This is a genomic window from Pseudomonas taiwanensis (assembly GCF_013393345.1).
GTDB classification, from domain to species: domain Bacteria; phylum Pseudomonadota; class Gammaproteobacteria; order Pseudomonadales; family Pseudomonadaceae; genus Metapseudomonas; species Metapseudomonas resinovorans_C.
Map to the genome: position 1 here is coordinate 34,191 of NZ_QJRF01000057.1, position 24,936 is coordinate 59,126.

At 63.4% G+C, this 24,936-nt stretch carries 24 protein-coding genes and 1 pseudogene; 10 read left to right on the forward strand and 15 right to left on the reverse strand.

The features are described 5' to 3' along the window. Window positions 1–348 precede the first annotated feature (348 nt). The 3 genes from DM872_RS12475 to DM872_RS12485 all read right to left on the reverse strand — a co-directional run bounded on the left by DM872_RS12475 (window position 349) and on the right by DM872_RS12485 (window position 3,057). Window positions 349–1,527, reverse strand: a complete 1,179-nt coding sequence (locus tag DM872_RS12475; protein WP_179059793.1) for an acetyl-CoA C-acetyltransferase — start codon at window positions 1,525–1,527, stop codon at window positions 349–351. Between the two features lie 144 nt (window positions 1,528–1,671). Beyond that, complete coding sequence (locus tag DM872_RS12480; RefSeq protein WP_179059794.1) at window positions 1,672–2,328, reverse strand: CoA transferase subunit B; 657 nt, start codon at window positions 2,326–2,328, stop codon at window positions 1,672–1,674. Between the two features lie 30 nt (window positions 2,329–2,358). Then, window positions 2,359–3,057: a CoA transferase subunit A gene (locus DM872_RS12485; RefSeq protein WP_077526232.1), complete on the reverse strand. Its 699-nt coding sequence runs from the start codon at window positions 3,055–3,057 to the stop codon at window positions 2,359–2,361. 127 nt (window positions 3,058–3,184) lie between these two features. Between DM872_RS12485 and DM872_RS12490 the strand changes: the two genes are divergently transcribed. After that, entirely contained in the window at window positions 3,185–4,093 is a 909-nt protein-coding gene (locus DM872_RS12490) for a LysR family transcriptional regulator (protein ID WP_179059795.1), read from the forward strand. A gap of 61 nt (window positions 4,094–4,154) precedes the next feature. Next, window positions 4,155–6,110 (forward strand): acetoacetate--CoA ligase, encoded by a 1,956-nt coding sequence (locus DM872_RS12495; protein WP_179059796.1) that lies wholly within the window; start codon window positions 4,155–4,157, stop codon window positions 6,108–6,110. A gap of 229 nt (window positions 6,111–6,339) precedes the next feature. Here DM872_RS12495 and DM872_RS12500 read toward each other — a convergent pair whose 3' ends face one another. Continuing rightward, entirely contained in the window at window positions 6,340–6,936 is a 597-nt protein-coding gene (locus DM872_RS12500; protein WP_179059797.1) for a DJ-1/PfpI family protein, read from the reverse strand. Between the two features lie 207 nt (window positions 6,937–7,143). Beyond that, on the reverse strand, window positions 7,144–8,349 hold the full coding sequence (locus tag DM872_RS12505) for a PilT/PilU family type 4a pilus ATPase (RefSeq protein WP_179059798.1): 1,206 nt from the start codon (window positions 8,347–8,349) through the stop codon (window positions 7,144–7,146). A gap of 116 nt (window positions 8,350–8,465) precedes the next feature. On the opposite strand from DM872_RS12505, the gene DM872_RS12510 reads away from it, so the two are divergent. Beyond that, the gene (locus DM872_RS12510) at window positions 8,466–8,744 is read left to right on the forward strand and encodes a peptidylprolyl isomerase (RefSeq protein WP_028627186.1); all 279 of its coding nucleotides are present in this window, start codon (window positions 8,466–8,468) and stop codon (window positions 8,742–8,744) included. A gap of 77 nt (window positions 8,745–8,821) precedes the next feature. Here the strand turns inward: DM872_RS12510 and DM872_RS12515 are convergent, their stop codons facing one another. Beyond that, window positions 8,822–9,121, reverse strand: coding sequence for a hypothetical protein (locus DM872_RS12515; RefSeq protein WP_179059799.1), 300 nt, complete (start codon window positions 9,119–9,121; stop codon window positions 8,822–8,824). 85 nt (window positions 9,122–9,206) lie between these two features. Next, window positions 9,207–9,392: a hypothetical protein gene (locus DM872_RS12520; protein ID WP_179059800.1), complete on the reverse strand. Its 186-nt coding sequence runs from the start codon at window positions 9,390–9,392 to the stop codon at window positions 9,207–9,209. Window positions 9,393–9,664: 272 nt separating this feature from the next. Here DM872_RS12520 and DM872_RS30490 point away from each other — a divergent pair. After that, window positions 9,665–9,874, forward strand: a pseudogene (locus DM872_RS30490) (site-specific integrase); the annotation flags it as partial. Window positions 9,875–9,894: 20 nt separating this feature from the next. Next, the gene (locus DM872_RS12525; RefSeq protein ID WP_179059801.1) at window positions 9,895–11,484 is read left to right on the forward strand and encodes an ABC-F family ATPase; all 1,590 of its coding nucleotides are present in this window, start codon (window positions 9,895–9,897) and stop codon (window positions 11,482–11,484) included. Between the two features lie 190 nt (window positions 11,485–11,674). On the opposite strand, the gene DM872_RS12530 is transcribed toward DM872_RS12525, so the two are convergent. Further along, window positions 11,675–12,283, reverse strand: a complete 609-nt coding sequence (locus DM872_RS12530) for an FMN-dependent NADH-azoreductase (RefSeq protein WP_179059802.1) — start codon at window positions 12,281–12,283, stop codon at window positions 11,675–11,677. Window positions 12,284–12,483: 200 nt separating this feature from the next. Beyond that, window positions 12,484–12,990: a DUF1993 domain-containing protein gene (locus DM872_RS12535; protein ID WP_179059803.1), complete on the reverse strand. Its 507-nt coding sequence runs from the start codon at window positions 12,988–12,990 to the stop codon at window positions 12,484–12,486. A gap of 211 nt (window positions 12,991–13,201) precedes the next feature. On the opposite strand from DM872_RS12535, the gene DM872_RS12540 reads away from it, so the two are divergent. The 5 genes from DM872_RS12540 to DM872_RS12560 all read left to right on the forward strand — a co-directional run bounded on the left by DM872_RS12540 (window position 13,202) and on the right by DM872_RS12560 (window position 16,652). Then, a complete protein-coding gene (locus DM872_RS12540) occupies window positions 13,202–14,110 on the forward strand; it encodes a LysR substrate-binding domain-containing protein (protein ID WP_179059804.1) in 909 nt (302 codons plus the stop codon). A gap of 98 nt (window positions 14,111–14,208) precedes the next feature. Then, the gene (locus tag DM872_RS12545) at window positions 14,209–15,390 is read left to right on the forward strand and encodes an MFS transporter (protein WP_179059805.1); all 1,182 of its coding nucleotides are present in this window, start codon (window positions 14,209–14,211) and stop codon (window positions 15,388–15,390) included. A 14-nt stretch (window positions 15,391–15,404) separates the two neighbouring features. Further along, on the forward strand, window positions 15,405–15,752 hold the full coding sequence (locus tag DM872_RS12550) for an MmcQ/YjbR family DNA-binding protein (RefSeq protein WP_179059806.1): 348 nt from the start codon (window positions 15,405–15,407) through the stop codon (window positions 15,750–15,752). 26 nt (window positions 15,753–15,778) lie between these two features. Next, on the forward strand, window positions 15,779–16,090 hold the full coding sequence (locus DM872_RS12555; RefSeq protein ID WP_179059807.1) for a DUF2834 domain-containing protein: 312 nt from the start codon (window positions 15,779–15,781) through the stop codon (window positions 16,088–16,090). A 4-nt stretch (window positions 16,091–16,094) separates the two neighbouring features. Then, the gene (locus tag DM872_RS12560; protein ID WP_179059808.1) at window positions 16,095–16,652 is read left to right on the forward strand and encodes a putative glycolipid-binding domain-containing protein; all 558 of its coding nucleotides are present in this window, start codon (window positions 16,095–16,097) and stop codon (window positions 16,650–16,652) included. A gap of 214 nt (window positions 16,653–16,866) precedes the next feature. Here DM872_RS12560 and DM872_RS12565 read toward each other — a convergent pair whose 3' ends face one another. The 6 genes from DM872_RS12565 to DM872_RS12590 all read right to left on the reverse strand — a co-directional run bounded on the left by DM872_RS12565 (window position 16,867) and on the right by DM872_RS12590 (window position 24,842). After that, window positions 16,867–17,703: a lipase secretion chaperone gene (locus DM872_RS12565; RefSeq protein WP_179059809.1), complete on the reverse strand. Its 837-nt coding sequence runs from the start codon at window positions 17,701–17,703 to the stop codon at window positions 16,867–16,869. 15 nt (window positions 17,704–17,718) lie between these two features. Then, window positions 17,719–18,651 carry an esterase/lipase family protein gene (locus tag DM872_RS12570; RefSeq protein WP_218649269.1) on the reverse strand — a complete coding sequence of 311 codons (933 nt, stop codon included), beginning with the start codon at window positions 18,649–18,651 and terminating at the stop codon, window positions 17,719–17,721. Between the two features lie 295 nt (window positions 18,652–18,946). After that, the gene (locus DM872_RS12575; protein ID WP_179059811.1) at window positions 18,947–22,006 is read right to left on the reverse strand and encodes an efflux RND transporter permease subunit; all 3,060 of its coding nucleotides are present in this window, start codon (window positions 22,004–22,006) and stop codon (window positions 18,947–18,949) included. Then, entirely contained in the window at window positions 22,003–23,019 is a 1,017-nt protein-coding gene (locus DM872_RS12580) for an efflux RND transporter periplasmic adaptor subunit (protein WP_179059812.1), read from the reverse strand. Before DM872_RS12580 ends, DM872_RS12575 begins: the two co-directional genes overlap by 4 nt. Window positions 23,020–23,133: 114 nt before the next feature. Next, window positions 23,134–23,913, reverse strand: coding sequence for an ABC transporter permease (locus tag DM872_RS12585; RefSeq protein WP_077526170.1), 780 nt, complete (start codon window positions 23,911–23,913; stop codon window positions 23,134–23,136). Continuing rightward, entirely contained in the window at window positions 23,910–24,842 is a 933-nt protein-coding gene (locus DM872_RS12590) for an ABC transporter ATP-binding protein (protein WP_179059813.1), read from the reverse strand. Before DM872_RS12590 ends, DM872_RS12585 begins: the two co-directional genes overlap by 4 nt. Between the last annotated feature and the right edge of the window lie 94 nt (window positions 24,843–24,936).

Consider the following 24,936-nt stretch of genomic DNA (forward strand, 5'->3'; position numbering starts at 1 on the left):
CTCGGGAGTGTTGTTTTTATCGGCATTCACCCAGTCGGAGCCGGGTGCCGGGACAGTGGTCTTGAAAAGAATCCGAGGGTCTTTGCCCTCTTTTCTGTCTGAAACGACGACGCCACGCCTGGGAGGGGCATGGTGAGGTCGGGTGCCCGTGACCTTTCAGCCTTGGGCTCTTGCGTGATGGCCTTGCGAAGACCAGGTGGGCCTGGTCCATTGGAGCTTTCTAGTTATGGGGTGAAGCAACGTAGGTTGGCGCTGAGCGAAGCGAAGCCCAACAAAGTGCCTGAATCGGCATCGTTGCGTTGGGCTTCGCGGAGCTCTGCCCAACCTACGGGTGGTGCAATACCGGAACTAGCGCTCGACTGCCAGGGCTACACCCATGCCGCCGCCGATGCACAGGGTCGCCAGACCCTTCTTCGCGTCGCGCTTGATCATTTCGTGCAGCAGGCTGACCAGTACGCGGCAGCCGGAAGCGCCGATGGGGTGGCCGAGGGCGATGGCGCCACCGTTGACGTTGACCTTGGCCATGTCCCAGCCCAGTTCCTTGCTGACCGACAGGGACTGCGCGGCGAAGGCTTCGTTGGCTTCGATCAGGTCCAGGTCGGCCAGGTTCCAGCCGGCCTTGTCCAGGCAACGACGGGTAGCGGTGACCGGGCCGATGCCCATGATCGCCGGGTCGACACCGGAGTTGGCGTAGCCAGCGATGCGGGCCAGAACCGGCAGGCCCAGGGACTTGGCCTTCTCGGCGCTCATCAGCACCACGGCGGCAGCGCCGTCGTTGAGGGTGGAGGCGTTGCCAGCGGTGACGCTGCCGTCTTTCTTGAAGGCGGGCTTCAGCTTGGCGAGGGAGTCGGCGGTGGTGCCGGCGCGCGGACCTTCGTCGGTATCGAAGGCGACCGGGTCGCCCTTCTTCTGCGGAATCAGGATGGGAGTGATCTCATCCTTGAAACGGCCGGCCTCGATGGCGGCGGCGGCTTTCTGCTGGGAAGCGGCGGCAAAGGCGTCCTGCTGTTCGCGGGTCAGGCCGTACTTCTCCACCAGATTCTCGGCAGTGACGCCCATGTGGTAATTGTTGAAGGCGTCGGTCAGGCCGTCGTGGATCATGCTGTCCAGCGCCTTGGCGTGGCCCATGCGCATACCGGTACGGGCTGCCGGGAGGATGTAGGGAGCCAGGCTCATGCTTTCCTGACCACCAGCGATGATCACCTCGGCGTCGCCGCAACGGATGGCCTGGATGCCCAGGTGCAGGGCCTTGAGGCCGGAACCGCAGAGCTTGTTCAGGCTCATGGCCGGTACCGCGTGAGGCAGGCCGGCGAGGACGGCAGCCTGGCGGGCCGGGTTCTGGCCGGCACCGGCGGTGAGCACCTGACCGAGGATCACTTCATCGATCTGCTCGCCCTTGAGGCCGGTCTGCTCCAGCAGCTGGCGGATCACGGCAGCGCCCAGTTCATGGGCGGGAATGTTGGCCAGCGCGCCCTGGAAGCTGCCGATGGCAGTGCGGGTGGCGGCGACGATTACGACGTCTTGCATGGGGATCTCCATTTGATCCGTAGGAGCGATCTTGCTCGCGAATCGGTTCGATCTTCGCGAGCAAGATCGCTCCTACATAAGCCTTGAAAAAACCGCGCCGGAGGAGCGCCATGCGTGGTGGCCTCCTCCAGAGCGGCAGAGCAATCAGAACGTCATTTCGACGACGTCGTCCGGGACGATCAGGCGGCCGGCGGTCTTCTCGGCGATCTCGGCGATGCTCACACCCGGCGCGGTTTCACGCAGGATGAAGGCGCCATTCTCGATCTCCAGGTAGGCCAGGTCGGTCAGCACCTTGCGGATGCAGCCGGCGCCGGTCAGCGGCAGCGAGCAGCTTTCCAGCAGCTTGGACTCGCCGTCCTTGGAGGCGTGGGTCATGGTGACAATGATGTTTTCGGCACCGGCCACCAGGTCCATGGCGCCGCCCATGCCCTTGACCAGCTTGCCCGGAACCATCCAGGAGGCGATGTTGCCCTGGACATCCACTTCGAAGGCGCCAAGCACGGTGAGGTCGACGTGGCCGCCGCGGATCATCGCGAAGGACTCGGCGGAGGAGAAGATCGAAGCACCCTTCACCGCGGTGACGGTCTGCTTGCCGGCGTTGATCATGTCGGCGTCGACTTCATCTTCGGTGGGGAAGGCGCCCATGCCCAGCAGGCCGTTCTCGGACTGCAGCATCACTTGCATGCCTTCGGGTACGTAGTTGGCGACCAGGGTCGGAATGCCGATACCCAGGTTCACGTAGTAGCCGTCTTTCAGTTCGCGGGCCACGCGCTGGGCCATCTGTTCGCGGGTCAGTGCCATGTCGGTTTCCTCGAATTCTTCTTGTCGTGATCAGGAGCGGACGGTGCGCTTTTCGATGCGTTTCTCGAAGCTGCCAACAATCACGCGGTCAACGTAGATGCCCGGCGTGTGGATGTGGGCAGGGTCCAGTTCGCCCGGCTCGACGATTTCTTCCACCTCGACCACGGTGATACGGCCGGCGGTGGCCGCCAGCGGGTTGAAGTTCTGCGCGGTGTGGCGATAGATCACGTTGCCGAAGTGGTCGGCCTTCCAGCCTTTGACGATGGCGAAGTCGCCAGTAATCGACGGCTCGAGGATGTACTTGCGGCCGTTGAACTCACGCACTTCCTTGCCTTCGGCAATCGGGGTGCCGTAGCCGGTGGCGGTGAAGAAGGCCGGGATACCGGCGCCGCCTGCGCGCATCTTCTCGGCGAGGGTGCCCTGGGGGGTCAGTTCGACTTCCAGTTCGCCGCTCAGCAGCTGCTGCTCGAACAGGGCGTTCTCACCCACGTAGGAAGCGATCATCTTGCGGATCTGGCGGTCTTCGAGCAGCACGCCCAGGCCGAAACCATCGATGCCGCAGTTGTTGGAAACCACGGTGAGGCCCTTGACGCCACGGCGGCGGATCTCGGCGATCAGGTTCTCGGGGATGCCACAGATGCCGAAACCACCGGCCAGGACGGTCATGTCGTCTGTCAGCCCGTCCAGGGCTTCCTCGTAGCTGTATACGCGCTTGTCGAGTCCACTCATGCTCATGTGCCTCTTTGTCTTTATTGGTCGCGGCGGGGATACCGCCGTTGAGTGGGTCAGAGCTTCTCCCGCGCAGACTGATTTGTTAAGTTTGTTTTTCCTAACGATTAATAAGCAAACCAAATCAATGACCATAAAGCAGCTGCGCGCCTTCCTCGCCGTGGCGCAGAGCCTGAGCTTCGCCCAGGCCTGCGAGCGGTTGCACCTGTCCCAGCCAGCCCTCTCCCTGGCGATCAAGAACCTGGAAGATTCCCTCGGCGGCCAACTGCTGGTGCGCACCACCCGCAGCGTCGCCCTGACGCCCGAGGGCGAAACCCTGCTGCCCATCGCCCGGCGCCTGCTGGCGGACTGGGACAACGCCGAAGAACTGCTGCGCCAGCACTTCACCCTGCAGCTGGGCAAGGTTTCCATCGCCGCCATGCCTTCCTTCGCCGGCAACTTGCTGCCGGCAGCCCTCAAGGCGTTCCGCGACCAACACCCCAAGGTCAACGTGGCGGTGCATGACGTGATCAACGAGCAGGTGCTGGAGATGGTGCGCAACCGGCGGGTGGAACTGGGCATCGCCTTCGAGCCGGAGTCCCTCGACGGCCTGGATTTCATGCCCTTCTACACCGACCGCTTCGTTGCCGTGGTACCCGCTGACTGTGAGCTGGCGCAGCGCACCGAAATTGGTTGGAAGGAACTGCTGCAGGGCAACTTCATCACCCTGCAGCGCCCTTCCGCAGTGCGCCTGATGCTCGAACAAGTACTCGCGCCGCAGCACGGCCGCCTGCCGGTGGCCTTCGAGAGCCACCAGTTGGTGACCGTGGGCCGCATGGTGGCCCAGGGGCTGGGCGTCAGCGCCGTACCCAGCCTGTGCGTCCAGCAGATGGAGGAGCTCGGCGCCCACTGCATCGCCTTGCATAGCCCGCAGGTGGAGCGCCGCGTGGGCCTCTTTCGGCTGGCCGAGCACCAGCTCTCCACCGCCGCCCAGGCCCTCAGCGACGTGTTGCTGAAGGCTCACGACTGGAGCCGCATGGACCTGCCCCGGCCTTGAGTCAGGGCCTATGCTGAATAGCAACCGGATGACCCACGTCTCGCCAGATGAGGATGCGCAGATGGATAAGCCACTGTGGACCCCCAGCCCGGTGCGGATCGCCGCCACCCGCATGGATGCCTTCCGCCGCCAGGTCTGCCAGCAACAGGGCCTGGACCTGCCCGACTACCCTGCCCTGCACGCCTGGAGCCTGGATCGCCGTGAGGTTTTCTGGCAGGCCATAGTCGAGTTTTTCGACATCCGTTTCAGCACTCCACCCACGGCCGTGCTGGAAGAAAGCCCCATGATGCCCAGTGCCCGCTGGTTCCCCGGCGCGACCCTGAACTTCGCCGAACACCTGCTGCGCCGCCGCGACAACCACCCTGCCCTCGTCGCCATAGGCGAGGACGGCAGCCGCGTGCAACTGACCTACGCCGAACTGGCCGCCCATGTCGCCGGCCTGCAACAGAGCCTGAAGGCCATGGGCGTGGGCGTTGGTGACCGGGTCGCAGCCTTCATGCCGAACATCTGGCAGGCCGTGGTGGGCATGCTCGCCGCGACCAGTCTTGGCGCCACCTGGTCGTCCTGCTCGCCGGACTTCGGCACCCACGGCGTGATCGACCGCTTCGGCCAGATCGAGCCCAAGGTGCTGATCGCCGCCGCTGGCTATCGTTACGCGGGCAAGGATCTGGACCTCTCCACCAAGCTGAATGAAGTCCTCGAACGCATGCCCTGGCTGGAGCAATTGGTGGTAGTGCCCTATGCCCGCGCCGAAACCCGCCCGGCGGACTTCAACACCCGCGCGCGGGCCGCGCTGTGGAACGACTTCTACCAGCCCGGCGGCGAGCCGCTATTCACCCCCGTAACTTTCGATCAGCCGCTGTACATCCTTTATTCCAGCGGCACCACCGGCGTGCCCAAGTGCATCGTCCACGGCGTTGGCGGCACCTTGCTGCAACACGTCAAGGAACATGGCCTGCATTGCGATCTGACAGCGTCGGACACCCTGTTCTACTTCACCACCTGCGGCTGGATGATGTGGAACTGGCTGGTTTCAGGCCTCGCCCTGGGCGCCACCCTGGTGTTCTACGATGGTTCGCCCTTCCACCCCGGCCCGGAACGCCTGATGGACCTGATCGATGCCGAGGGCATTAGCATCTTCGGCACCAGCGCCAAGTACCTGGCCGCGCTGGAGAAGGCCGGCATCAAGCCGCGCCAGAGCCATCGCCTGGAACGCCTCAAGGCCCTGCTCTCCACCGGTTCGCCGCTGTCCCACGAAAGCTTCGAGTACGTCTACCGCGACATCAAGGGGGAGCTGTGCCTGTCCTCCATCTCCGGCGGAACGGACATCGTGTCCTGCTTCGCCCTGGGCAATCCGGTGCTGCCGGTATGGCGCGGGGAGTTGCAATGCAAGGGCCTTGGCATGGACGTGCAGGTGTGGGACGAAGACGGCAAGCGCGTGTTCGGCGAGAAAGGTGAGTTGGTGTGCGCGCGGCACTTCCCGTCCATGCCGGTGGGCTTCTGGAACGATGCGGACGGCGCGAAGTTCAAGGCGGCCTACTTCGACACCTTCCCCGGCGTCTGGGCCCATGGCGACTACGCCGAAGAAACCGCGCGCGGCGGCTTGGTGATCCACGGGCGTTCGGACGCCGTGCTCAACCCCGGCGGCGTGCGCATCGGCACGGCGGAGATCTATCGCCAGGTGGAAAAAGTCGAGGACGTGCTGGAATCCATCGCCATCGGCCAGGACTGGGACGGCGACGTGCGCGTGGTGCTCTTCGTGCGCCTGCGCGAAGGCGTGGTGCTGGACGACGCCCTTCGCAAATACATCCGCCAGGTGATTCGCACCAACACCAGCCCGCGCCATGTGCCGGCGAAGATCATCGCCGTGGCCGACATCCCGCGCACCCTGAGCGGCAAGATCGTCGAGCTGGCGGTGCGCAATGTGGTGCATGGCAAGCCGGTGAAGAACACCGATGCCCTGGCCAATCCGCAGGCGTTGGAGTTGTATCGGGATCTTCCAGAGCTTCAGAGTTGAAGGGGCCGCGCGCGCATCCTCAAGGGGGTCGCCTTGTAGGGTGGGCTTTAGCCCACAGCTGACCTGCAATGGTGGGCTGAAGCCCACCCTACGGCCTGGCCCGATCTTGTGTGGGGGCGATTTCAATCGCTATGGCGCGCCCAGCGCGCCCTGAGGTATCGAAGGCCGTACCTTCGGTCCGGTCAGCGAATGAATTCGCCCCCACAGGAAAAGCGAGGTCCGAACCGGATTACAGGTAGGGCCGAATCACACCCAGCGCCCGCTCCACATAGGCCTCTTTCTCCCCTACCGGCGCCACGTAGTGCAGCACGGAAGCTGCGGCGTCTTCGCCGGCCAGCTTGGCAATCACCCAGGCCGCCAGGTAGGGCGCGGAGAGGCAGCCACCCGCCGTGGCGAGATTTCCGCTGGCGAAGAACGGCTGGTCGAGCACCTGCACGCCCGCCTCGATCACCCAGGGTTTGGTGGTGAGGTCGGTACAGGCCGGCAGATTGTCGAGCAGGCCGAGTTTGGCCATGAGCAAGGCGCCGGAGCACTGGGAGCCGATCAGCTGACGCTGTGGGTCCAGTTGCAGGCGGTCGAGGATGCTCCGGTCCTTGGCGATGTCACGGGTCAGGATGCCGCTGCCGAACAGCACTACATCCGCACTGTTGGCAAACTCCAGCGGCTGTTGCGCCTGCACCCGCACGCCATTCATCGAGGTCACCCACTCGCTGGGCGCCGTGATTTCCGCCTTCCAGCCTTCGCCGCGCATGCGGTTGAGCAGGCCGGCGGCGACAAAGGAGTCCAGCTCGTTGAAACCTTCGAACGTCAGTACGGCGATACGCATCACGACCTCCCGGATCGGTTTGGTGCATGGGGCGAATCTATGCGCGCCGGAACCTGGTCGCTATGTACAGACGCAATTAAATTTGGCCGTACAGGTCTGGGCGATTTCAATCGTTGTTACCACGAGCCTTGTAGGAGCTAGCTTGCTAGCGAAAAGGGGCCATTCGCTGGCAAGCCAGCTCCTACCGGCAATCCATGGCCGAACCTTCTAACGAGGCCCCAGCTCCTCCGGCCCCTCTTCTTCGAGATCTTCCAGCTTCAGCTCCAGCCCCCAGCTGGCGGCGTCCTGGGTGGCGCTCGGAGCCGCTGCCGGCGCAGGGGTCGCCGCAGCTGGCGCGGGAGCCGCTGCGGGCCCATCGCGATAGAGCTTGAGCTTCAGGCGCAGGTTGTTCGCCGAGTCGGCGTTCTTGATCGCCTCCTCTTCGGGAATCGCGCCCTCCACCACCAGGTCGAACAGCGCCTGGTCGAAGGTCTGCATGCCCAGGCCGCGGGACTTTTCCATGATTTCCTTGATGGAATGGAATTCACCGCGCTTGATCAGGTCGCTGATGGTGGAAGTTCCCAGCAGCACCTCCACCGCCGCTCGGCGCTTGCCGTCCTGGGTGCGCACCAGGCGCTGGGAGACGAAGGCCTTGAGGTTGTTGCCCAGGTCGTTGAGCAACTGCGGGCGGCGTTCTTCCGGGAAGAAGTTGATGATGCGGTCCAGCGCCTGGTTGGCGTTGTTGGCGTGCAGGGTGGAAATCGCCAGGTGGCCGGTATCGGCGAAGGCCAGGGCATGCTCCATGGTCTCGCGGTCACGGATTTCGCCGATCAGGATCACGTCCGGCGCCTGGCGCAGGGTGTTCTTCAGCGCGGCGTGGAAGCTGCGGGTGTCCACCCCCACTTCGCGCTGGTTGATGATGGACTTCTTGTGCCGGTGCACGTATTCCACCGGGTCCTCGATGGTGATGATGTGGCCGCCGGTGTTGCGATTGCGGTAGTCGATCAGCGCCGCCAGGGAGGTGGACTTACCGGAGCCGGTGCCACCGACGAAGAGCACCAGGCCGCGCTTCTCCATCACCATCTTGAGCAGCACTTCGGGCAACTTGAGGTCTTCGAAGCGCGGGATATCCAGCTTGATGTTCCGCGCGACGATGGACACCTCGTTGCGCTGGCGGAAGATGTTGATGCGGAAACGCCCGATGTTCGGCAGCGAGATGGCCAGGTTCATCTCCAGTTCGCGGTCGAACTCGGCGCGCTGCTCTGGGTCCATGATCGATTCGGCGATCCTGGCCACGTCACCGGCCTTCAGGGGCTCATTGCTGAGCGGCCGCAACAGGCCGTTGAACTTGGCACAGGGCGGCGCGCCCGTGGACAGGTAGAGGTCGGAACCATCCTGGCTGGCCAGGATTTTCAGCATCGCGGAGAGGTCCATGGAGGTGCGTCCAGTCAAGTGTGAAGGCATCCGCGTAGCGGATCACAGGGGAGCAACTGTATGGCGACCGCCCGTGCTGGCACAATGAACCGCTCCACAGTCCAAGAGGAAATCCCATGGCCAAGGCCCTTGCCCGCCATATTCTGGTCAAGACCGAGGCGGAAGCCGAACAGCTGAAGAAACGCCTGGATAAGGGCGAAGACTTCGCCACCCTGGCCAAGAAGCACTCCATCTGCCCTTCCGCCAAGCGCGGCGGCGACCTGGGCGAGGTGCGCCCCGGACAGATGGTGCGTGTGATCGATCAGGTGATCTTCAAGAAACCGGTGCGCGTCATCCACGGCCCAGTGAAGAGCCAGTTCGGCTATCACCTGGTGCAGGTTTTCTTCAGGGAGTGAGGGGATGCGGGGAGATGGGCACCGTCCGTGGCGCAGTGCCCATTCTAGGGAACGGATATGACGACCTGGTTACCGGCTCATTTCAGCGTTTCGCTGGCGCAGGAGCGCGAGATATCGGTCAGGACCGACAATTCTTCATTGGTCGGTTTACGCCCCTCGGTAACGCCCATCAACTGCTGGGTCGTGAAGGCTTCCTGCATCATGTTGCTGGAGCACTGGCAATAGGCGACCGCCTTGTCCTGCGGGACTTGCCGGGCCGCGCTGACGACGCACTCCTGGGTGAACTTCTCGCCGCCACCTTGCGGCCATTCCCCCGCCACTGCCACCAGGGCGAAGGTTTGCAAAGCCAGAGCGCCGAAAAACAGAGTCTTTTTCACATGCCATCTCCTGCTGGTCCTGAGGGCACATTCTTGCCGCAACGGACGCCTTGCAGGCAATAGCTGAAAACGACAGCACGCGGCATCAACCTTCCATGCCCTCCCGCTTTTCCGGGTTCGGCAACATATGCGGCGCCTCTACCCGCTCCTGCAGCCGGACCGCGAACGCCAACGCCGAAGCCCGGTCGCGAAACGGGACCTTCATGCCGAGGGCCTCCACCAGCCACTCGTGCCTGCCGCCCCGATTGACCTGCTGGATCGAGATTTCCATGGATGACTCCCGCGTGACCTGGTGGAAGCACGGCAAAGACGGCAGGCAGAAAAAAGGCCAACTGATCGAGTTGGCCTGCACCGCGAGGGTGTGGGAGATGCGCTGCCGCATCAGAAAGTGCCGTGGAAGCGACGTCAGGCTAGCGCCGGAAGTTGACGGTTCTGCGACAGCGGCGAGAACTGCCCGTGCAGCGCCCTATTTCATGGAGTTGGTAAAGGCGTTCCACTCATCGGTAGCCCGGTATCCTTCAGGCGCTATCCCGGTTCAACGACCGACCGTCATGTAATTGCCGTCACACCTATGCGACAATCTGCGCAATGTCCGGCATGAACCCCGCCTTCATATCCCAGTAGCCTGGCCCCAGCGGTCAGTTGTTGCTGTCGACGTATGCCCGCTGGATCAACTTCTGCTCCGACTGGAGCGAACTCACAAAGTTGAATATCGGTATCGGATCGGTATCAGCCGAAGGCGCCAATTCGTAAGTTATTGATAGGTAATTCCCTTGATCTCCACCGCTAACATCACCATGCAGTTCGGCCCCAAGCCGCTGTTCGAGAACGTTTCCGTCAAGTTCGGCAACGGCAACCGCTACGGCCTGATCGGCGCCAACGGCTGCGGCAAGTCGACCTTCATGAAAATCCTCGGCAGTGATCTGGAGCCTTCTGGCGGCCAGGTGATGCTGGAACCCAACGTGCGCCTCGGCAAGCTGCGCCAGGATCAGTTCGCGTACGAAGAATTCAGCGTGATCGACACCGTGATCATGGGCCATGCCGAGCTGTGGCGGGTCAAGGCCGAACGTGACCGCATCTATTCGCTGCCGGAAATGAGCGAGGACGACGGCATGGCAGTGGCCGAGCTGGAGACAGAGTTCGCCGAGATGGATGGCTACACCGCCGAATCCCGCGCCGGCGAGCTGCTGCTCGGCCTCGGCATTCCGCTCAGCCAGCATTTCGGTCCGATGAGCGAAGTCGCTCCCGGCTGGAAGCTGCGCGTGTTGCTGGCCCAGGCGCTGTTCTCGGACCCGGATGTGCTGCTGCTGGACGAGCCGACCAACCACCTGGACATCAACACCATCCGCTGGCTGGAAAACATCCTCACGGCGCGTAACAGCACCATGATCATCATTTCCCACGACCGCCACTTCCTGAACAGCGTGTGCACCCACATGGCGGACCTGGATTACGGCGAGCTGCGTCTGTTCCCAGGCAACTACGACGAGTACATGACCGCCGCGACCCAGTCCCGCGAGCAACTCCTGGCCGACAACGCGAAGAAGAAAGCGCAGATCGCCGAGCTGCAGACCTTCGTCAGCCGCTTCTCCGCCAACGCCTCGAAAGCCAAGCAGGCCACCTCGCGCGCCAAGCAGATCGACAAGATCCAACTGGCCGAGGTCAAGCCGTCCAGCCGTGTCAGCCCCTTCATTCGCTTCGACCAGCACAAGAAGCTGCACCGCCAGGCGGTGACCGTGGAGAAACTGGCCAAGGGCTTCGAGGACAAGCAACTGTTCAAGGGTCTGGACCTGCAGATCGAAGCCGGCGAGCGCGTCGCCATCATCGGCCCGAACGGCATCGGCAAAACCACCCTGCTGCGTACCCTGGTCGGCGAGATGACCCCGGACTCCGGCAGCGTGAAATGGACCGAAAGCGCGGACCTTGGCTACTACGCCCAGGACCACGCCCATGACTTCGAAGACGATGTGACTCTGTTCGATTGGATGGGTCAGTGGACCCAGGGTGGCGAGCAGCTGGTGCGCGGCACCCTCGGCCGCATGCTGTTCTCCAACGACGAGATCCTCAAGTCGGTGAAGGTCATCTCCGGTGGCGAGCAGGGCCGCATGCTGTTCGGCAAGCTGATCCTGAAGAAGCCTAACGTGCTGGTGATGGACGAACCCACCAACCACCTGGACATGGAATCCATCGAGGCTCTCAACCTGGCGCTGGAGAACTACCCGGGCACCCTGATCTTCGTCAGCCACGACCGTGAGTTCGTCGGCTCCCTGGCCACCCGCATCATCGAGCTGGACGAGAACGGCGTGACCGACTTCAGCGGCACCTATGACGATTACCTGCGTAGCCAGGGTGTGATTGTCTGAGGCTGAGGGGACCCTGCTCTTCGTGGGGGCGAATTCATTCGCAAAGGGTCGCGAAGCGGCCCCCTGCAATACCAAAAGGCGAATCTTCGGTCCGGCTAGCGAATGAATTCGCCCCCACAGGTAAAGCAACAGGTTCCTGAAACGACAAAGCCCCGCAATTGCGGGGCTTTGTGTTTTCCGGCTAGCAGAATCAGGCGGTGGCGAACAGCTCGCCGATCTGCTGCTGGGCGGCGCTGAAGGCGTTGGCGCGGGGCTCTTCGCCGTAGGCCAGGCCTTCGGCACGGACGATCTCGATGTCGGTCACGCCGAGGAAGTTCAGCACCAGCCTCAGGTAATCCTCGTGGGCCTGGCCCGAGGCCTGGCCGGCGTGGATGCCGCCAGCGGTGGAAACGATTACCACCTTCTTGCCGCCTGCCAGGCCTTCCGGGCCGTTCTCGGTGTAGCGGAAGGTCTTGCCGGCGATGGCGATGCGGTCGATCCAGGCTTTCAGCTGAGTCGGGATGGTGAAGTTGTACATCGGCGCACCGATGACGATGGCGTCGGCCGCGAGGAATTCATTCAGAGTGGCTTCACCCAGCTCGGCTTCGTGCTTCTGCGCGGCGTCGCGCAGTTCAGCCGGGGTGCCTCCGGCGACCAGGGTCAGGGCGGACAGGTGGCTGATGGCGTCGCTGGCCAGGTCGCGGTAGCTGACCTGAGCGTCCGGCTCGGCGGCTTCCCAGGCTGCGACCACGTCGCGGCTCAGTTGGCGGGAGGCGGAGGCGTCGCCGAGGATGCTGGAATCGAGGTGCAGGAGTTTCATGGATGGTTACCCTCAGTTGGGCGACCGGCGACGGCCGATCGGAATGGAGGTAATCCTATCCATGTCGATAAATGCTGATTAGTCGGGGATTATGTAATTCAGCGTCCCATCCATGGGACGAATAGAACGGTAGGTTAGCTCGGGACCGCTTCGTTGGGCCTCGCTGTGCTCGGCGCCAACCTACCAGAGCAAAAAACGACTCAGACGCCGCCGAGGAAATCCATCTTGCCCACGTCCACGCCGTTGTGGCGGAGGATCGCGTAGGCGGCCGTGATGTGGAAATAGAAGTTCGGCAGCGCAAAGCCGAGCAGGTAATCGCGGCCACTGAAGCTCATATCGCCGCTGCGCATTTTCAACACCACGGTGCGGTCTTCGCTGCCGTCGAGTTTGCTGGCGTCGATGTCCTTGATGAACATCTGGGTCTTGGCAATGCGCGCCTGCAGTTCCTCGAAGGTGGTTTCGGTGTCGGCCCAGCTCGGCACGTCGACACCCGCCAGTCGCGCGGCGCAGCCCTTGGCCATGTCGCTGGCGATCTGCACCTGGCGGGCCAGGGCGTACATGTCCGGCGCCAGGCGCGATTCGATGAACACCTTGGGATCGATGCCGCGCGCCTGGGCGTTGGCCTCGGCTTTCTTGAGGATGTTGGACAGGTTGCCGAGCATGCGTGCCAGGACCGGGATGGAGGCCTCGTACATGGACAAGGACATGGTGATCGCTCCGTTTTCGGGTGGATTGAGAGGCTCAGGTATAGCGCCTGGTCGGCTACCCGGCAACGAGCATGCAGACGCAGCGACAGGGTCGAACCCTGGCGGTCGGGTCTAAAGGCCTCCCGGCACGATCGTACCGCCAGCGAAAACGATGGCACCGAATCGGGTGCCAATGCCATATTTTCGTATCCCACATGGAACAATCCCGATCATGCAGGACCTCAACGACCTCTTCTACTTCGCCAAGGTGGTGGAGCACGGCGGCTTCTCCGCTGCCGCGCGCTTGCTCGGCGTGCCGAAGTCACGCCTGTCGCGGCGAATCGCCGAGCTGGAGACCCGTCTGGATGCCCGATTGCTGCAGCGCACGACCCGCAAGATGGCCCTGACCGATGTCGGCGAGCGCTTCCTGCGCCATTGCCAGGCGATGCTGCTGGAAGCCGAGCAGGCCGAGGAAGTGGTCGCCAGCCTCACGGTCGAGCCACGGGGCCGCTTGCGGGTGTCCTGCCCAACCGAACTCGCGCACGCGATGCTGCGGCCGATGATCACCGACTTCCTCCAGCAATATCCCCTCGTGCAGCTGGACATGATCCTGACCAACCGCCGGGTGGACTTGCGCGAAGAAGGTGTGGACGTGGCGCTGCGGGTACGCGAGGAAGGTGATGAAGACCCCACGCTGATCGCCCGCGTCCTGAGACCGGCGCAGGCCTTCCTGGTAGCCGCCCCCAGCCTGGTTCAAGGCAGGAACATCCTCGTCCCTGACGACCTCCAACTGCTGCCGGCCCTGGGCGGCCTGGAAGCTGACCGGCGCATCCATCACTACCTGCGGGACGCCCAGGGCAATCGCCGTGAGGTGGTTCTGGAGGCGCGCCTGGGCATCGAGGATTTCGATGTGCGCAAGCATGCGGTGCTGGCAGGTCTGGGCTTCAGCATGCTGCCGCAGATGAACTGCGAGGCCGAACTGCGCGACGGCAGCATGGTGCGCCTGCTGCCGGACTGGCATATGCCGGGTGGCCACCTGCAGGCGGTCTACACCCACAGACGCGGCCTGCTGCCGGCGGTTCGCGCCTGGATCGAACACCTCGCAGAAGCCTTCTCCCATCATCAGGGGACGGTGATCTGAAGCCTGGCAAGCAAGACAACCATTAGCCAGCTTCCTTTGCCGCCGGGACTCAGGGATGATGGGCGGCGCCCTCCCCCATCTCGATTCCAGGTTCTGCCATGAGCACGCTACAGCCGTCCGCGTCCTCCCCCACCCTGCAGATCATCACCGTCGTTTTCTTCACCTTCATCAGTTTCTTCTGCGTCGGCCTGCCGATTGCCGTACTGCCCGGCTACGTGCACAACGACATGGGCTATGGCTCGGTGATGGCAGGGATCGTCATCAGCGTGCAGTACCTCGCCACCCTCCTCTCCCGCCCCATGTCCGGCAGCCTGGCTGACCGCCTCGGTGCCAAGCGCGCGGTCATGTACGGCATGGCCTGCTGTGGCCTTTCCGGGGTGCTGACGCTGCTCTCCACCTCGCTGGCGCAGCTACCCCTTTTGAGCCTGGCGCTACTGCTCGGCGGACGGGTGATGCTGGGCATCGGCCAGGGTCTGGTGGGCACCGGCTCCATCAGTTGGGGCGTGGGGCTGGTGGGTGCGGAGAACATGGCGCGGGTGATCTCCTTCAACGGCATCGCCTCCTACGGCGCAGTAGCCATTGGCGCCCCGCTTGGCGTGGTCCTGGTGGACGGGCTGGGCCTGTGGAGCATCGGCGGGCTGATGGCCGTGCTCTGTGCCGTTGCCCTGCTGTTGGCCTGGCCCAAGCGGCCGTCGCCCATCGTCCATGGTGAGCGACTACCGTTCCGCAACGTGTTCCTGCGCATCGCCCCCAACGGCACAGCGCTGGCACTAGGGTCCATCGGCTTCGGCACCCTGGCCACCTTCATCACGCTCTATTACGCAAGCGTCGGTTGGGATGGCGCGGCCTGGTGCCTGACCGCATTCGGCTGTGCCTTCATCGGTGCGCGACTGCTGTTCGTCAACAGCATCAAGCACTTGGGCGGTTACCGCGTCGCCATCATCTGCCTGGCCGTGGAAAGCCTCGGACTGTTCCTGCTCTGGGCGGCGCCAACGCCCTGGCTGGCCCTGGCCGGCGCGGCACTGACGGGCTTCGGCCTGTCGCTGGTCTACCCTGCCCTTGGCGTCGAAGCGGTCACGCGCATTCCTGCCGCCAGCCGCAGTTCGGCGCTGGGTGCCTACGCGGTATTCTTCGACCTGGCCCTGGGCATCGCCGGCCCACTGATGGGCGCCATCGCCGGCGGCGCGGGTTTCGCCGTGATCTTCCTGGTGGCGGCGCTGATGGCGGTGACCGGCATGCTGATGAGTTACTGGCTACTGCGCAGCGAATCCAGAACCTGAAGGAGCAGGAATCCATGACCCCCGATCAAGTCGCCGCTTTCTGCCTGCAACTACCCGGTGCCCGCGAGGACCTCAAATGGGGCAGCAACCGGGTATTCTCGATCGCCGGCAACAAGATGTTCGCCATCCTCGATTTCATGGGCGACGGCCTCACCTTCAAAGTCGACAAGGACCTCTTCCTCGGCTATGTCGACCGCCCCGGCATCATTCCCGCGCCCTACCTTGCACGGGCCCACTGGATCGCCATGCAGCGCCCCTACCCCATGGGTGACGGCGAACTGCGCGAGCTGATCACCCGCTCCCACCAACTGGTGGTAGCGCGCCTGCCGAAGATCCGGCAAGTGGGGCTGCTGCTGGACTAACACCCCCAAACGACAAGGAAAGTCTCATGTCCGTTCGTCTCTTCGCGCTGGTCGCCCTGGCCCTCTTCGGTGGCTACACCCTCTGGGTCATGGCCATCAGCGAACAACCCCTGCTCGAATTCGGCGCCCAACTGATGGGCCGCCCTGATACCGCACAGGTGGTGATCGACCTTTACCTCGCCTGCGCCCTGATCGGCATCTGGATGTACCAGGACAACCGCCGCCAGGGCCGTGGCCTGGCCTACTTGCTACCCTTCTACCTGTTGACGGCGGTGTTCGCTTCCATCGGGCCGCTGCTCTATCTGGTCTTGCGCACACCCCGACGCCACGAGGCATGAGCTGATGAGAACCACTGCCCTCTGGACCCACCTCTGGAACAATCGGGCCCCCGCCCAGGGCCTGGAAGACTTCCGCCTGGAGGGGCGACGGGTGGACAGCGGCATGCTGGCCTTCGACGACGACGGCGCCTGCTACCGCCTGAATTACACCCTGGAGTACGACAAAGGCTGGGAGCCCCGGGTCTTCAATGCGACGGTCCGCGATGGGCGCGGAACCCGCAACCTGACGCTGCGGCGTGACGGGCTGCACTGGTTCGATGGCAACGGCCAGAAGCTCCCGGAACTGTCCGGCAGCCTCGACCTGGACCTCTGGCCCACGCCCTTCACCAACAGCCCGAGCATCTGGCGGCTGTTCCTCAACCCCGGCGAACGCCGGGAAATCGAAGTGGTGTTCATCGAGGCGCCGCAACTGTCCGTGCGGCGCATGCGCCAGGCCTATACGCGCCTGGACCAGACCCGCTACCTCTACCAGAACCTCGACGGCAATGGCTTCGAGGCCGTGCTGACCCTGGACGAGGATGGGCTGGTGAATCGCTACCCGCTGTTCTTCCAGCGGTTGTGATGGAGCGGGACTCGAACTTGTAGGGGCGATTTCAATCGCCAAGCAGGCCGAAGGTCTGCCCGCCGGAGGCACCCGGGGGCAGCTTCGCTACCCTTGGCGAATGACTTGGCCGTGTCTGCATTGCAAGTAGCTGCATTGCCCGTAGGAGCTGGCTTGCCAGCGAATGGTCCCATTTCGCTAGCAAGCTAGCTCCTACAAGGCTCCTGCCACTGGCTCAGCGTTCCACAGGCGGGATGTCGCTTTTCCCATCGACTGGCGTGCTGGTGACCTTTGCCCGTTCCCGGTCCAGTTGTGCCAGGCGATCCGCCGCTTCCGGGTTCAGTGTCGCTGCCCGCATGCGGTAAACCTCGTCATCGCTTGCCCCTTGCTCGCGCATCTTGCTCACCGCGGCCTCCAGCTTGAGTATCTGCAACGGCGCTTCCTTGGCGTCCCGCGCTTCCGGCACCAGCGCCGCATCCAGTGCGGCCAGTTTCTGTTGCTTTTGCGCGTCGGAGAGTCTGTGGTCCTGCAGGATTTCCAGCCGCACCAGTGCATCCGCGTTGAACGCGTCCTCGTCGCCAAACAAGCCTTGCACTTCCTTCGGACTGAAAAAGCGATCCCGCGTCTGACTCATGGCGTCCATGCGAGCTCGCATGTCTTCCAACGGATCACCCTGCGCCTGAATACGGTTTTCCGCCGCCACCAGCGCCCTCTTGTAATCGAAATAGCATCCCAGCAGGCGCTTGGCGTCGGCTGCCGGAACGGGCTTGAGGCGCTTGTCGATCTCGCGCTCGATTTCAGTCCGGATCTGGTCGAGGCTCGCTTCGCCCACTGCCGCCAAGAAGTACTCGAACAACAGGCGCATGCCGCTATCGACGACCAGCACATCGCCGTCGCTGCGCAAGTCGCCATCGGGCTGGGTGCCATCCATGGAACGCACGAAGGAAGGCGCATGGGTATCGCCTACCCTGGGCGTTTCGACGCCTTGCCGGAGAAGCGACATCTGGACAAGAACGGCGGCCATTACGGCCACCGCTCCCAGTCCCGCACAGATTGCTTTGGTTTTCTTCATGCCGATCTCTTGCCGCTACAGACCCGCATTCTTCAGGCGATTTGCGTGTTGCCGATACAGCGTGATCGGGTTGGTCTCGAAGAGGTTCACGAGGCCCGCCGTATGGTTGATCGCATCCATATGGTTCATGCCGTAATCATCGCGAATGACTTTGCCCAGATGCTGGGCGCAGCTACTGACAAGGCCATCGTTCTTCGCTCCCCGGAAGACCAGCGATACCAATGCCAGGGTTGGATCGATGGCATCGGCGGTGTTGGTGTACGCCTGCGCACCGCCCCAGGAAAAGTACTTCACGCCATTGACCTGATAAGCCCCTTCGCCGCACTCGGTGGTCGGGATACCTTCTGGATGCGCGGCGTTGAATGCCAACGAGCCGGCGGTGCTCAGGGATTGAAGCGAGGCGGCAGAGTTTTGCGGTAAGCCGTCGTCATTCGAGAGGATGCCGATCAATTGCGCGAGGCCATTGGATATCGACTGCACGGCATCGCCGGCCATTCCAGGCGGGGTAATGCCGAGGATCGCATCCACGGCCTCTCCCTTGCCGTTGGCCCCGTGCACGCTGGTAACCGAAGCCACCAGGTCCGGTCGCACCGAAGCGACATAGCGCGCGGTCGGACTACCCTGACTGTGGCCGATGAGGTTGACCTTGGACTTGCCGGTGACTGCGAGAATCTGCTGAACCTGAAGCAGCAATTGTTCGCCGCGCACTTCATGGCTGTTGGAGGCGGACACTTGCGTCAGATAGACGTCGGCGCCGTCGTAGGCGCGCAACTGATCAGGGATGCCGTACCAGTAATCGAGCAAGCCGATCTTGTCGAAACCGAGCGCACCATGTACCAGCACGATCGGGGATTGGGTTTTCGTATAGCCGCACTGGCCGGTGAGGCTGAAACATGCGGCCTGCGCAGACAGCGGCAGGGCTGCGGTGATGGTGACGGCGGTGAGCATTGCGGCGGCAAGTAGCTTGCCAACGTGCTTTTTCATTTCATTCCCTCTGGTTTTTTATTTTTGTAGTTCTGGAATGCGGTTTTTAGTTGGCGGCCTGGTCGCGAGTACCTCCTTTGCTGTTCTGGTAGTCATTTCCGAAGGTATTTGATTCAGGTGCGACCCTCCCCCCTCCAAACAAGGGGGGGCAATGAGATCGACATGCTCGTGATCAGGATGGGGAGAGCCAGACACTGGTGTCTGTTCGCGAGCGCTTATCCTGCGAAGCGCGGCGGTTTCCTGCAGAACAGAGTGCCCATCAGGCCGTCGCCGCTTCCAGCTTGTGAATCGGCTTCCAGCGGCGCACTTGCTGGTAGAGGGTGGGCACTACGAAGAGTGTGAAGAAGGTACCCACCAGCAGGCCGCCGACTATCACCATGCCGATCTGTTGCCGGCTTTCCGCTCCGGCGCCCGAGGCGATGGCGAGCGGTACCGAACCCAGGACCATGGCGCCGGTGGTCATCAGGATCGGCCGCAGGCGTTTCACCGAGGCTTCCATCACCGCCTCATGCAGGTCCATGCCCTGGCGCAGCAACTGGTTGGCGAACTCGACTATGAGGATGCCGTGCTTGGTGATCAGGCCGATGAGGGTGACCATCCCCACCTGCGAGTAGATGTTCAGGGTGCCACCGAAGAGGGTCAGCGCCAGCAAGGCGCCAGCCATGGAGAGCGGCACGCTGAAGAGGATGATCAGCGGATCGATGAAGCTCTCGAACTGCGCCGCCAGCACCAGGTAGATGAACACCAGGGCCAGGGCGAAGATCAGCGCGACGCCGGTGCTGGAATCCTTGAAGTCCCGCGAGGTGCCGGTGTAGTCGAACTGGGTGTCCTGCGGGAACACCGAACGCGCCGCCTCTTCCAGATAATCCAGCGCCTCGCCGAGGGTGTAGCCGGAGCCGACGTTCGCCGTCACCGTCACCGCGCGTAGCTGGTTGAAGTGGTTGAGTTCGCGAGGCGCCACGGTTTCCCGCACATCGATCAGGTTGGCCAGTTGCACCATGCTGTCGTTGCGGCCGCGGACGTAGACGCGATTGAGGTCGTCCGGATTGCTGCGGTCAACGTTGGCCAGCTGCACCAGCACGTCGTACTGCTCGCCATTCTGCTTGAAGCGGGTGACCTGGCGACTGCCGAACAGGCTTTCCAGGCTGCGGCCAATGGCGGCGGTGTCCGTGCCCACTGCCACCGCCTGCTCGCGGTTGACCGTGACCTTGAGCTGCGGTGAGTTGAGTTTGAGGTCGCTGTCCAGGCTTTCCAGCGCCGGGTTGTCGCGCACCCGCTCCATCAGCTGGTCGACGTACTTCTGCAGTTCGCTGTACTCCAGCGAGGAACGGATGACGAAGTTGACCGGCTGGTTGCGCGCGCTCTGCCCGAGCGGCGGCCGGTTGATCGGGAAGGCGCGCACGCCGGGTATGTCACGCAGCTTGGGCAGGAGCTCGTCGCGAATCTCGAACTGGCTGCGGCCACGGGAGTCCCAATCCTCCAGCTTGAGGAAGGACAGGCCCTGGGCCACGGTGGGGAAGCCCACCACCACCATGTAGCGGTTGGCTTCGGGAATCGATTTGTAGGCCTCTTCCAGCAGCTTCGCGTAGCGGCTGGTGTATTCGATGGTGGCGCCATCGGGGCCGTTGATCGAGCCGACTATGGTGCCGGTGTCCTCGGTGGGCGCCAGCTCGCTACGCAGGCCGCTGAACAGGATCAGGCAGAACACCAGGATGCCCGCCAGCAGCAGGATGATCAGCATCCAGGCACGCAGCACCCGTTCCAGCAGGTGGCGGTAGCTGTAGGTCAGCGCATGGAGGAAGGACTCCACCAGGTTGTACAGGCGGCCGTGCTTCTGCTCGGCATGGGGCTTGAGCAACTGCCCGCACATCATGGGCGACAGGGTCAACGCGACGAAGCCGGACACCAGCACCGCGCCGGCGAGTGTCCAGGAGAATTCGGTGAAGAGCTTGCCCGAGGTGCCTTGCATGAAGCCGATGGGGGCGTACACGGCAGCCAGCGTCAGGGTCATGGCGATCACCGCGAAGGCGATTTCCCGGCTGCCCTTGTAGGCGGCCTGGATCGGCGACATGCCCTCCTCGATGTGCCGGTGGATGTTCTCCAGCACGACGATGGCATCGTCCACCACCAGGCCGATGGCCAACACCATGGCCAGTAAGGTCAGAGTGTTGATGGAGAAGCCGAGCAGCACCATGAGGCTGAAGGCACCGATCAGCGACACCGGGATGGTCACCAGCGGAATCAGGGTGGCGCGCAGGGAGCGCAGGAACAGGAAGATGATCAGGATCACCAGCACCACCGCCTCCCAGATGGTGGTGTAGACGTTGTCGATGGACTCGCGGATGAACAGCGAGTTGTCGTTGGCGATGGTCATCTTCATGCCGTCGGGTAGCAACGCCCGCAGTTCCGGCAACGCGGCATTGAGGCCATCGGAGATTTCCAGCGGGTTGGCCGTGGCCTGCTTGACCAGCCCCAGGGAGACCGCCGCGCGGCCATTGAAGCGCACGATGCTGCGTTCGTCTGCCGCGCCGATCTCGGCGTGCCCCACGTCGGCCAGCCGCAGCAGATAGCCGCGCTGGTCGTTGAGGATCAGGTCGTTGAATTCTTCGGGGGTGCGCAGGTCGGTTTCCGACAGCACGCTGAACTCGCGCTGCACGGACTCGATGCGCCCGGCCGGAATCTCCACGTTCTGCCGGCGCAGCGCGTCTTCCACGTCCTGCACGGTGAGGTCATGGGCGGCGAGCTTTTCCGGGTCCAGCCAGATGCGCATGGCGAAGCGCCGGGCGCCGCGAACCTGCACCTCGGAGACACCGGGGATGGTCTGCACGCGGTCGCGAATCACCCGCTCCAGCACATCGGTGATCTCCATCGCCGAATGCTGCTCGCTGTAGAAGGCGATCCAGATCACCGGCTGCGCGTCGGCCTCGACCTTCTGCACGATGGGTTCGTTGATCTCGTCCGGAAGCAGGCCACGCACCCGCCCCAGCCGGTCGCGCACGTCATTGGCGGCTTCGTCGGCGTTGGTGCCGAGGCGGAACTGCGCAGTGATCTGGGTATTTTCCGAGCGACTGATGGACGCCACGAAATCCAGCCCCTCGATGCCGGAGAGCACGTCCTCGATGGGCTGCGCCACCTGGGACTCCATGATCTCCGGGCTGGCGCCGGGGTAGATAACGTTGACGGTGACGATGGGCACGTCGATGTTGGGATATTCCCGCACCGCCAGCCTTTGGTAGGCCAGCAACCCGAGCAGGACCAGGATCAGCGACAGGACGGTGGCGAACACCGGCCTGCGGATGCACACATCAGAGAGGGTCATGCCCCACCTCGCGCTACGGTGCGGACCTCCAGTCCGGGACTGACCTTCTGCCAGCCCGCGGTAATCACCTGCTCGTTACCCTGCAGGCCCTCACGAACCTCAGCCTTGCCGCGCAGGCGCTGGCCAATCTTGATCGGGCGCCGCTCCACCTTGCCGCCCACCACCAGGTTGACGAACAGTTGCTGCCCCACCGGCATCACGGCCTCTTCAGGGATCAGCAAGGCCTGTGGCCGTTCGGCGAGGATCACCGATACCTTGACGAACTGGCCGGGCTTCAGGCGATGGTCCTGGTTGGGAACCTGGGCGCGGATCGCCTGGCTGCGGCCGACTTCATCCAGACGCGGGTTGAGGGCGATGATCGCACCCCGGAAACGCTCGCCCGGATAGGCGTCCAGGCTCAGTTCCACCGCCTGGCCGATGCTCACCTGGCTGACGGCTTTCTGCGGCACACGGAAATCCACCTTCAGCGGGTCCAGTACCTCCAGGTTGACCACATCCTGGCCCGCGCTGAGATAGTCGCCGACGCTGACCTGGCGCAGGCCGAGGGTGCCGTCGTAGGGCGCACGTATCTGGGTCTTGTCGAGGCGCGCCTGGGCCAGGGCCAGGCTGGCGCGGGCGGCCTGTTCCCCGGACTGGGATTCGTCCTGGGCCTGGGCGTTGCTCGCGCCCCGGCTGAACAGCAACTTCGCGCGCTGGTAGCTCTTTTCCGCCAGGTCAAGGTTGGCCCTGGCCTGGGCCAGTTCGGCACGGGCGATTGAATCGTCCAGGCTGACCAGCAGGTCGCCGCCCTTGACCATCTCACCCTCGCGGAAATGCAGGCTGGCCACCCTGCCCTCCACTTCCGGACGGATCATCACCGACTCGTCCGAACGCAGCGAACCAAAGGTCACCAGTTCGTCGCGCACCAGCGCCCGCTGCGGCTCGGCCACTTCGACCAGCGGCGCCTCCTGGGCCAGGGCGGACCACGAGGCGAGTGCCCCGAACAACAGCCAGGCGGTGCGAGGGAAGGTCATCCGGAGCCTCTGCGACAGGGGATAGGGGGAAGAAAGTCTGCCGACTGTTTCGACAGACTTCCACGGGCGTCGATATTGAGGATAACGCCAGTCTGTGTCGCTATGTTTCCCGGTTTACTGGCGCATGCCGCGCCCGCTCACCAGCAGGCGAATGCAGGCGACGTAGAGAATGGCCATGGTGATCAGCATCAGCACGATGGCGACACCGATGTTGATGTCGGAAACACCGAGGATGCCGTAACGGAAGGCGTTGACCATGTGCAGGATGGGGTTGCCCAGGGAAACGGCCTGCCAGAACGGCGGCAGCAGATTGATCGAGTAAAACACCCCGCCCAGGTAGGTCAGCGGCGTCAGCACGAAGGTCGGGACAATCGAGATGTCGTCGAAATTGCGCGCGTAGACAGCGTTGATGAAGCCGCCGAGGGAGAAAATGGTGGCGGTCAGCAGCACCACCAGCGCGGTCACCCCGATGTGGTGCACCGTGAGCTTGGTGAAGAACAGCGACAGGAAGGTGACGATCAGGCCCACCGCCAGTCCGCGCAACACGCCGCCGATGGTGTAGCCGAGCAGGATGGTGTGCGGTGACACCGGCGATACCAGGAGCTCCTCCACCGAACGCTGGAACTTGCTGCCGAAGAAGCTCGACACCACGTTGCTGTAGGAGTTGGTGATGACCGACATCATGATCAAGCCGGGGACGATGTAGTCCATGTAGCTAAAGCCGCCCATGGCGCCGATTTGCTTGCCGATCAGGTTGCCGAAGATGACGAAGTACAGGGCCATGGTGATGGCCGGGGGCAGCAGCGTCTGCGGCCAGATGCGTGTGAAACGGCGGACTTCGCGGTAGACGATGGTTTCCAGGGCGACCAGGTTGGCGCGCAGTTCCGAACTCATACGGCCACCTTCGCCAGGTTTTTCTCCACCAGGGACACGAACAGCTCCTCAAGGCGATTGGACTTGTTACGCATGCTCAGCACGTCGACGTTCAGGGCGGCCAGCTGACGGAACAGCTCGGTCAGGCCCTGGGTCTTCTCCACCTGCACTTCCAGGGTGTGGTCATCCACCAGCTCGGCAGGATAGCCATTGAGCTGCGGCACCACTTCCAGCGGCTCCTTGAGGTCCAGCAGGAACGTCTCCTTGTGCAGCTTCTTCAGGAGGTCCTTCATGCTGGTGTTCTCGACGATGCGGCCGTGGTCGATGATGCCGATATTGCGGCAAAGCTGCTCAGCCTCCTCCAGATAGTGCGTGGTGAGGATGATGGTGATGCCCTGCTCGTTGAGCTCGGTGAGGAAGCTCCACATGGAGCGGCGCAGCTCGATATCCACGCCGGCGGTGGGTTCGTCGAGGATCAACAGGCGCGGCTGGTGGACCAACGCGCGGGCGATCATCAGGCGGCGCTTCATGCCGCCGGACAACTCGCGGGAAGCCGAATTGCGCTTCTCCCAGAGGCCGAGCTGGGTCAGGTACTGCTCGGCGCGCTCCTTGGCGATGTTCGCGGGGATGCCGTAGTAGCCCGCCTGGGTGACGACGATGTCGAACACCTTCTCGAACTGGTTGAAGTTGAACTCCTGAGGCACCACGCCCAGGCAACGCTTGAGCGCATAGGGCGATTTGTCCAGGTCATTGCCAAACACGCTGACGCTGCCGCTGGTCTTGTTCACCAGGGTGGACAGGATACCGATGGTGGTGGATTTGCCCGCGCCGTTTGGGCCGAGCAAGGCGAAGAAATCACCTTCGGCTACTTCCAGATCGATGCCCTTGAGGGCCTGGAAGCCATTGCCGTAGGTCTTGGTCAACTGCCGGATGGACAGGGCGGAACTCATGATGGATTCGTCTGCTTCAGAAGGAAGGGGCTAGATAAGGCTGATTGCCAGCAATTTCAACCATAAAGCGCTGCACATCAGCCTAGGTTCCAGG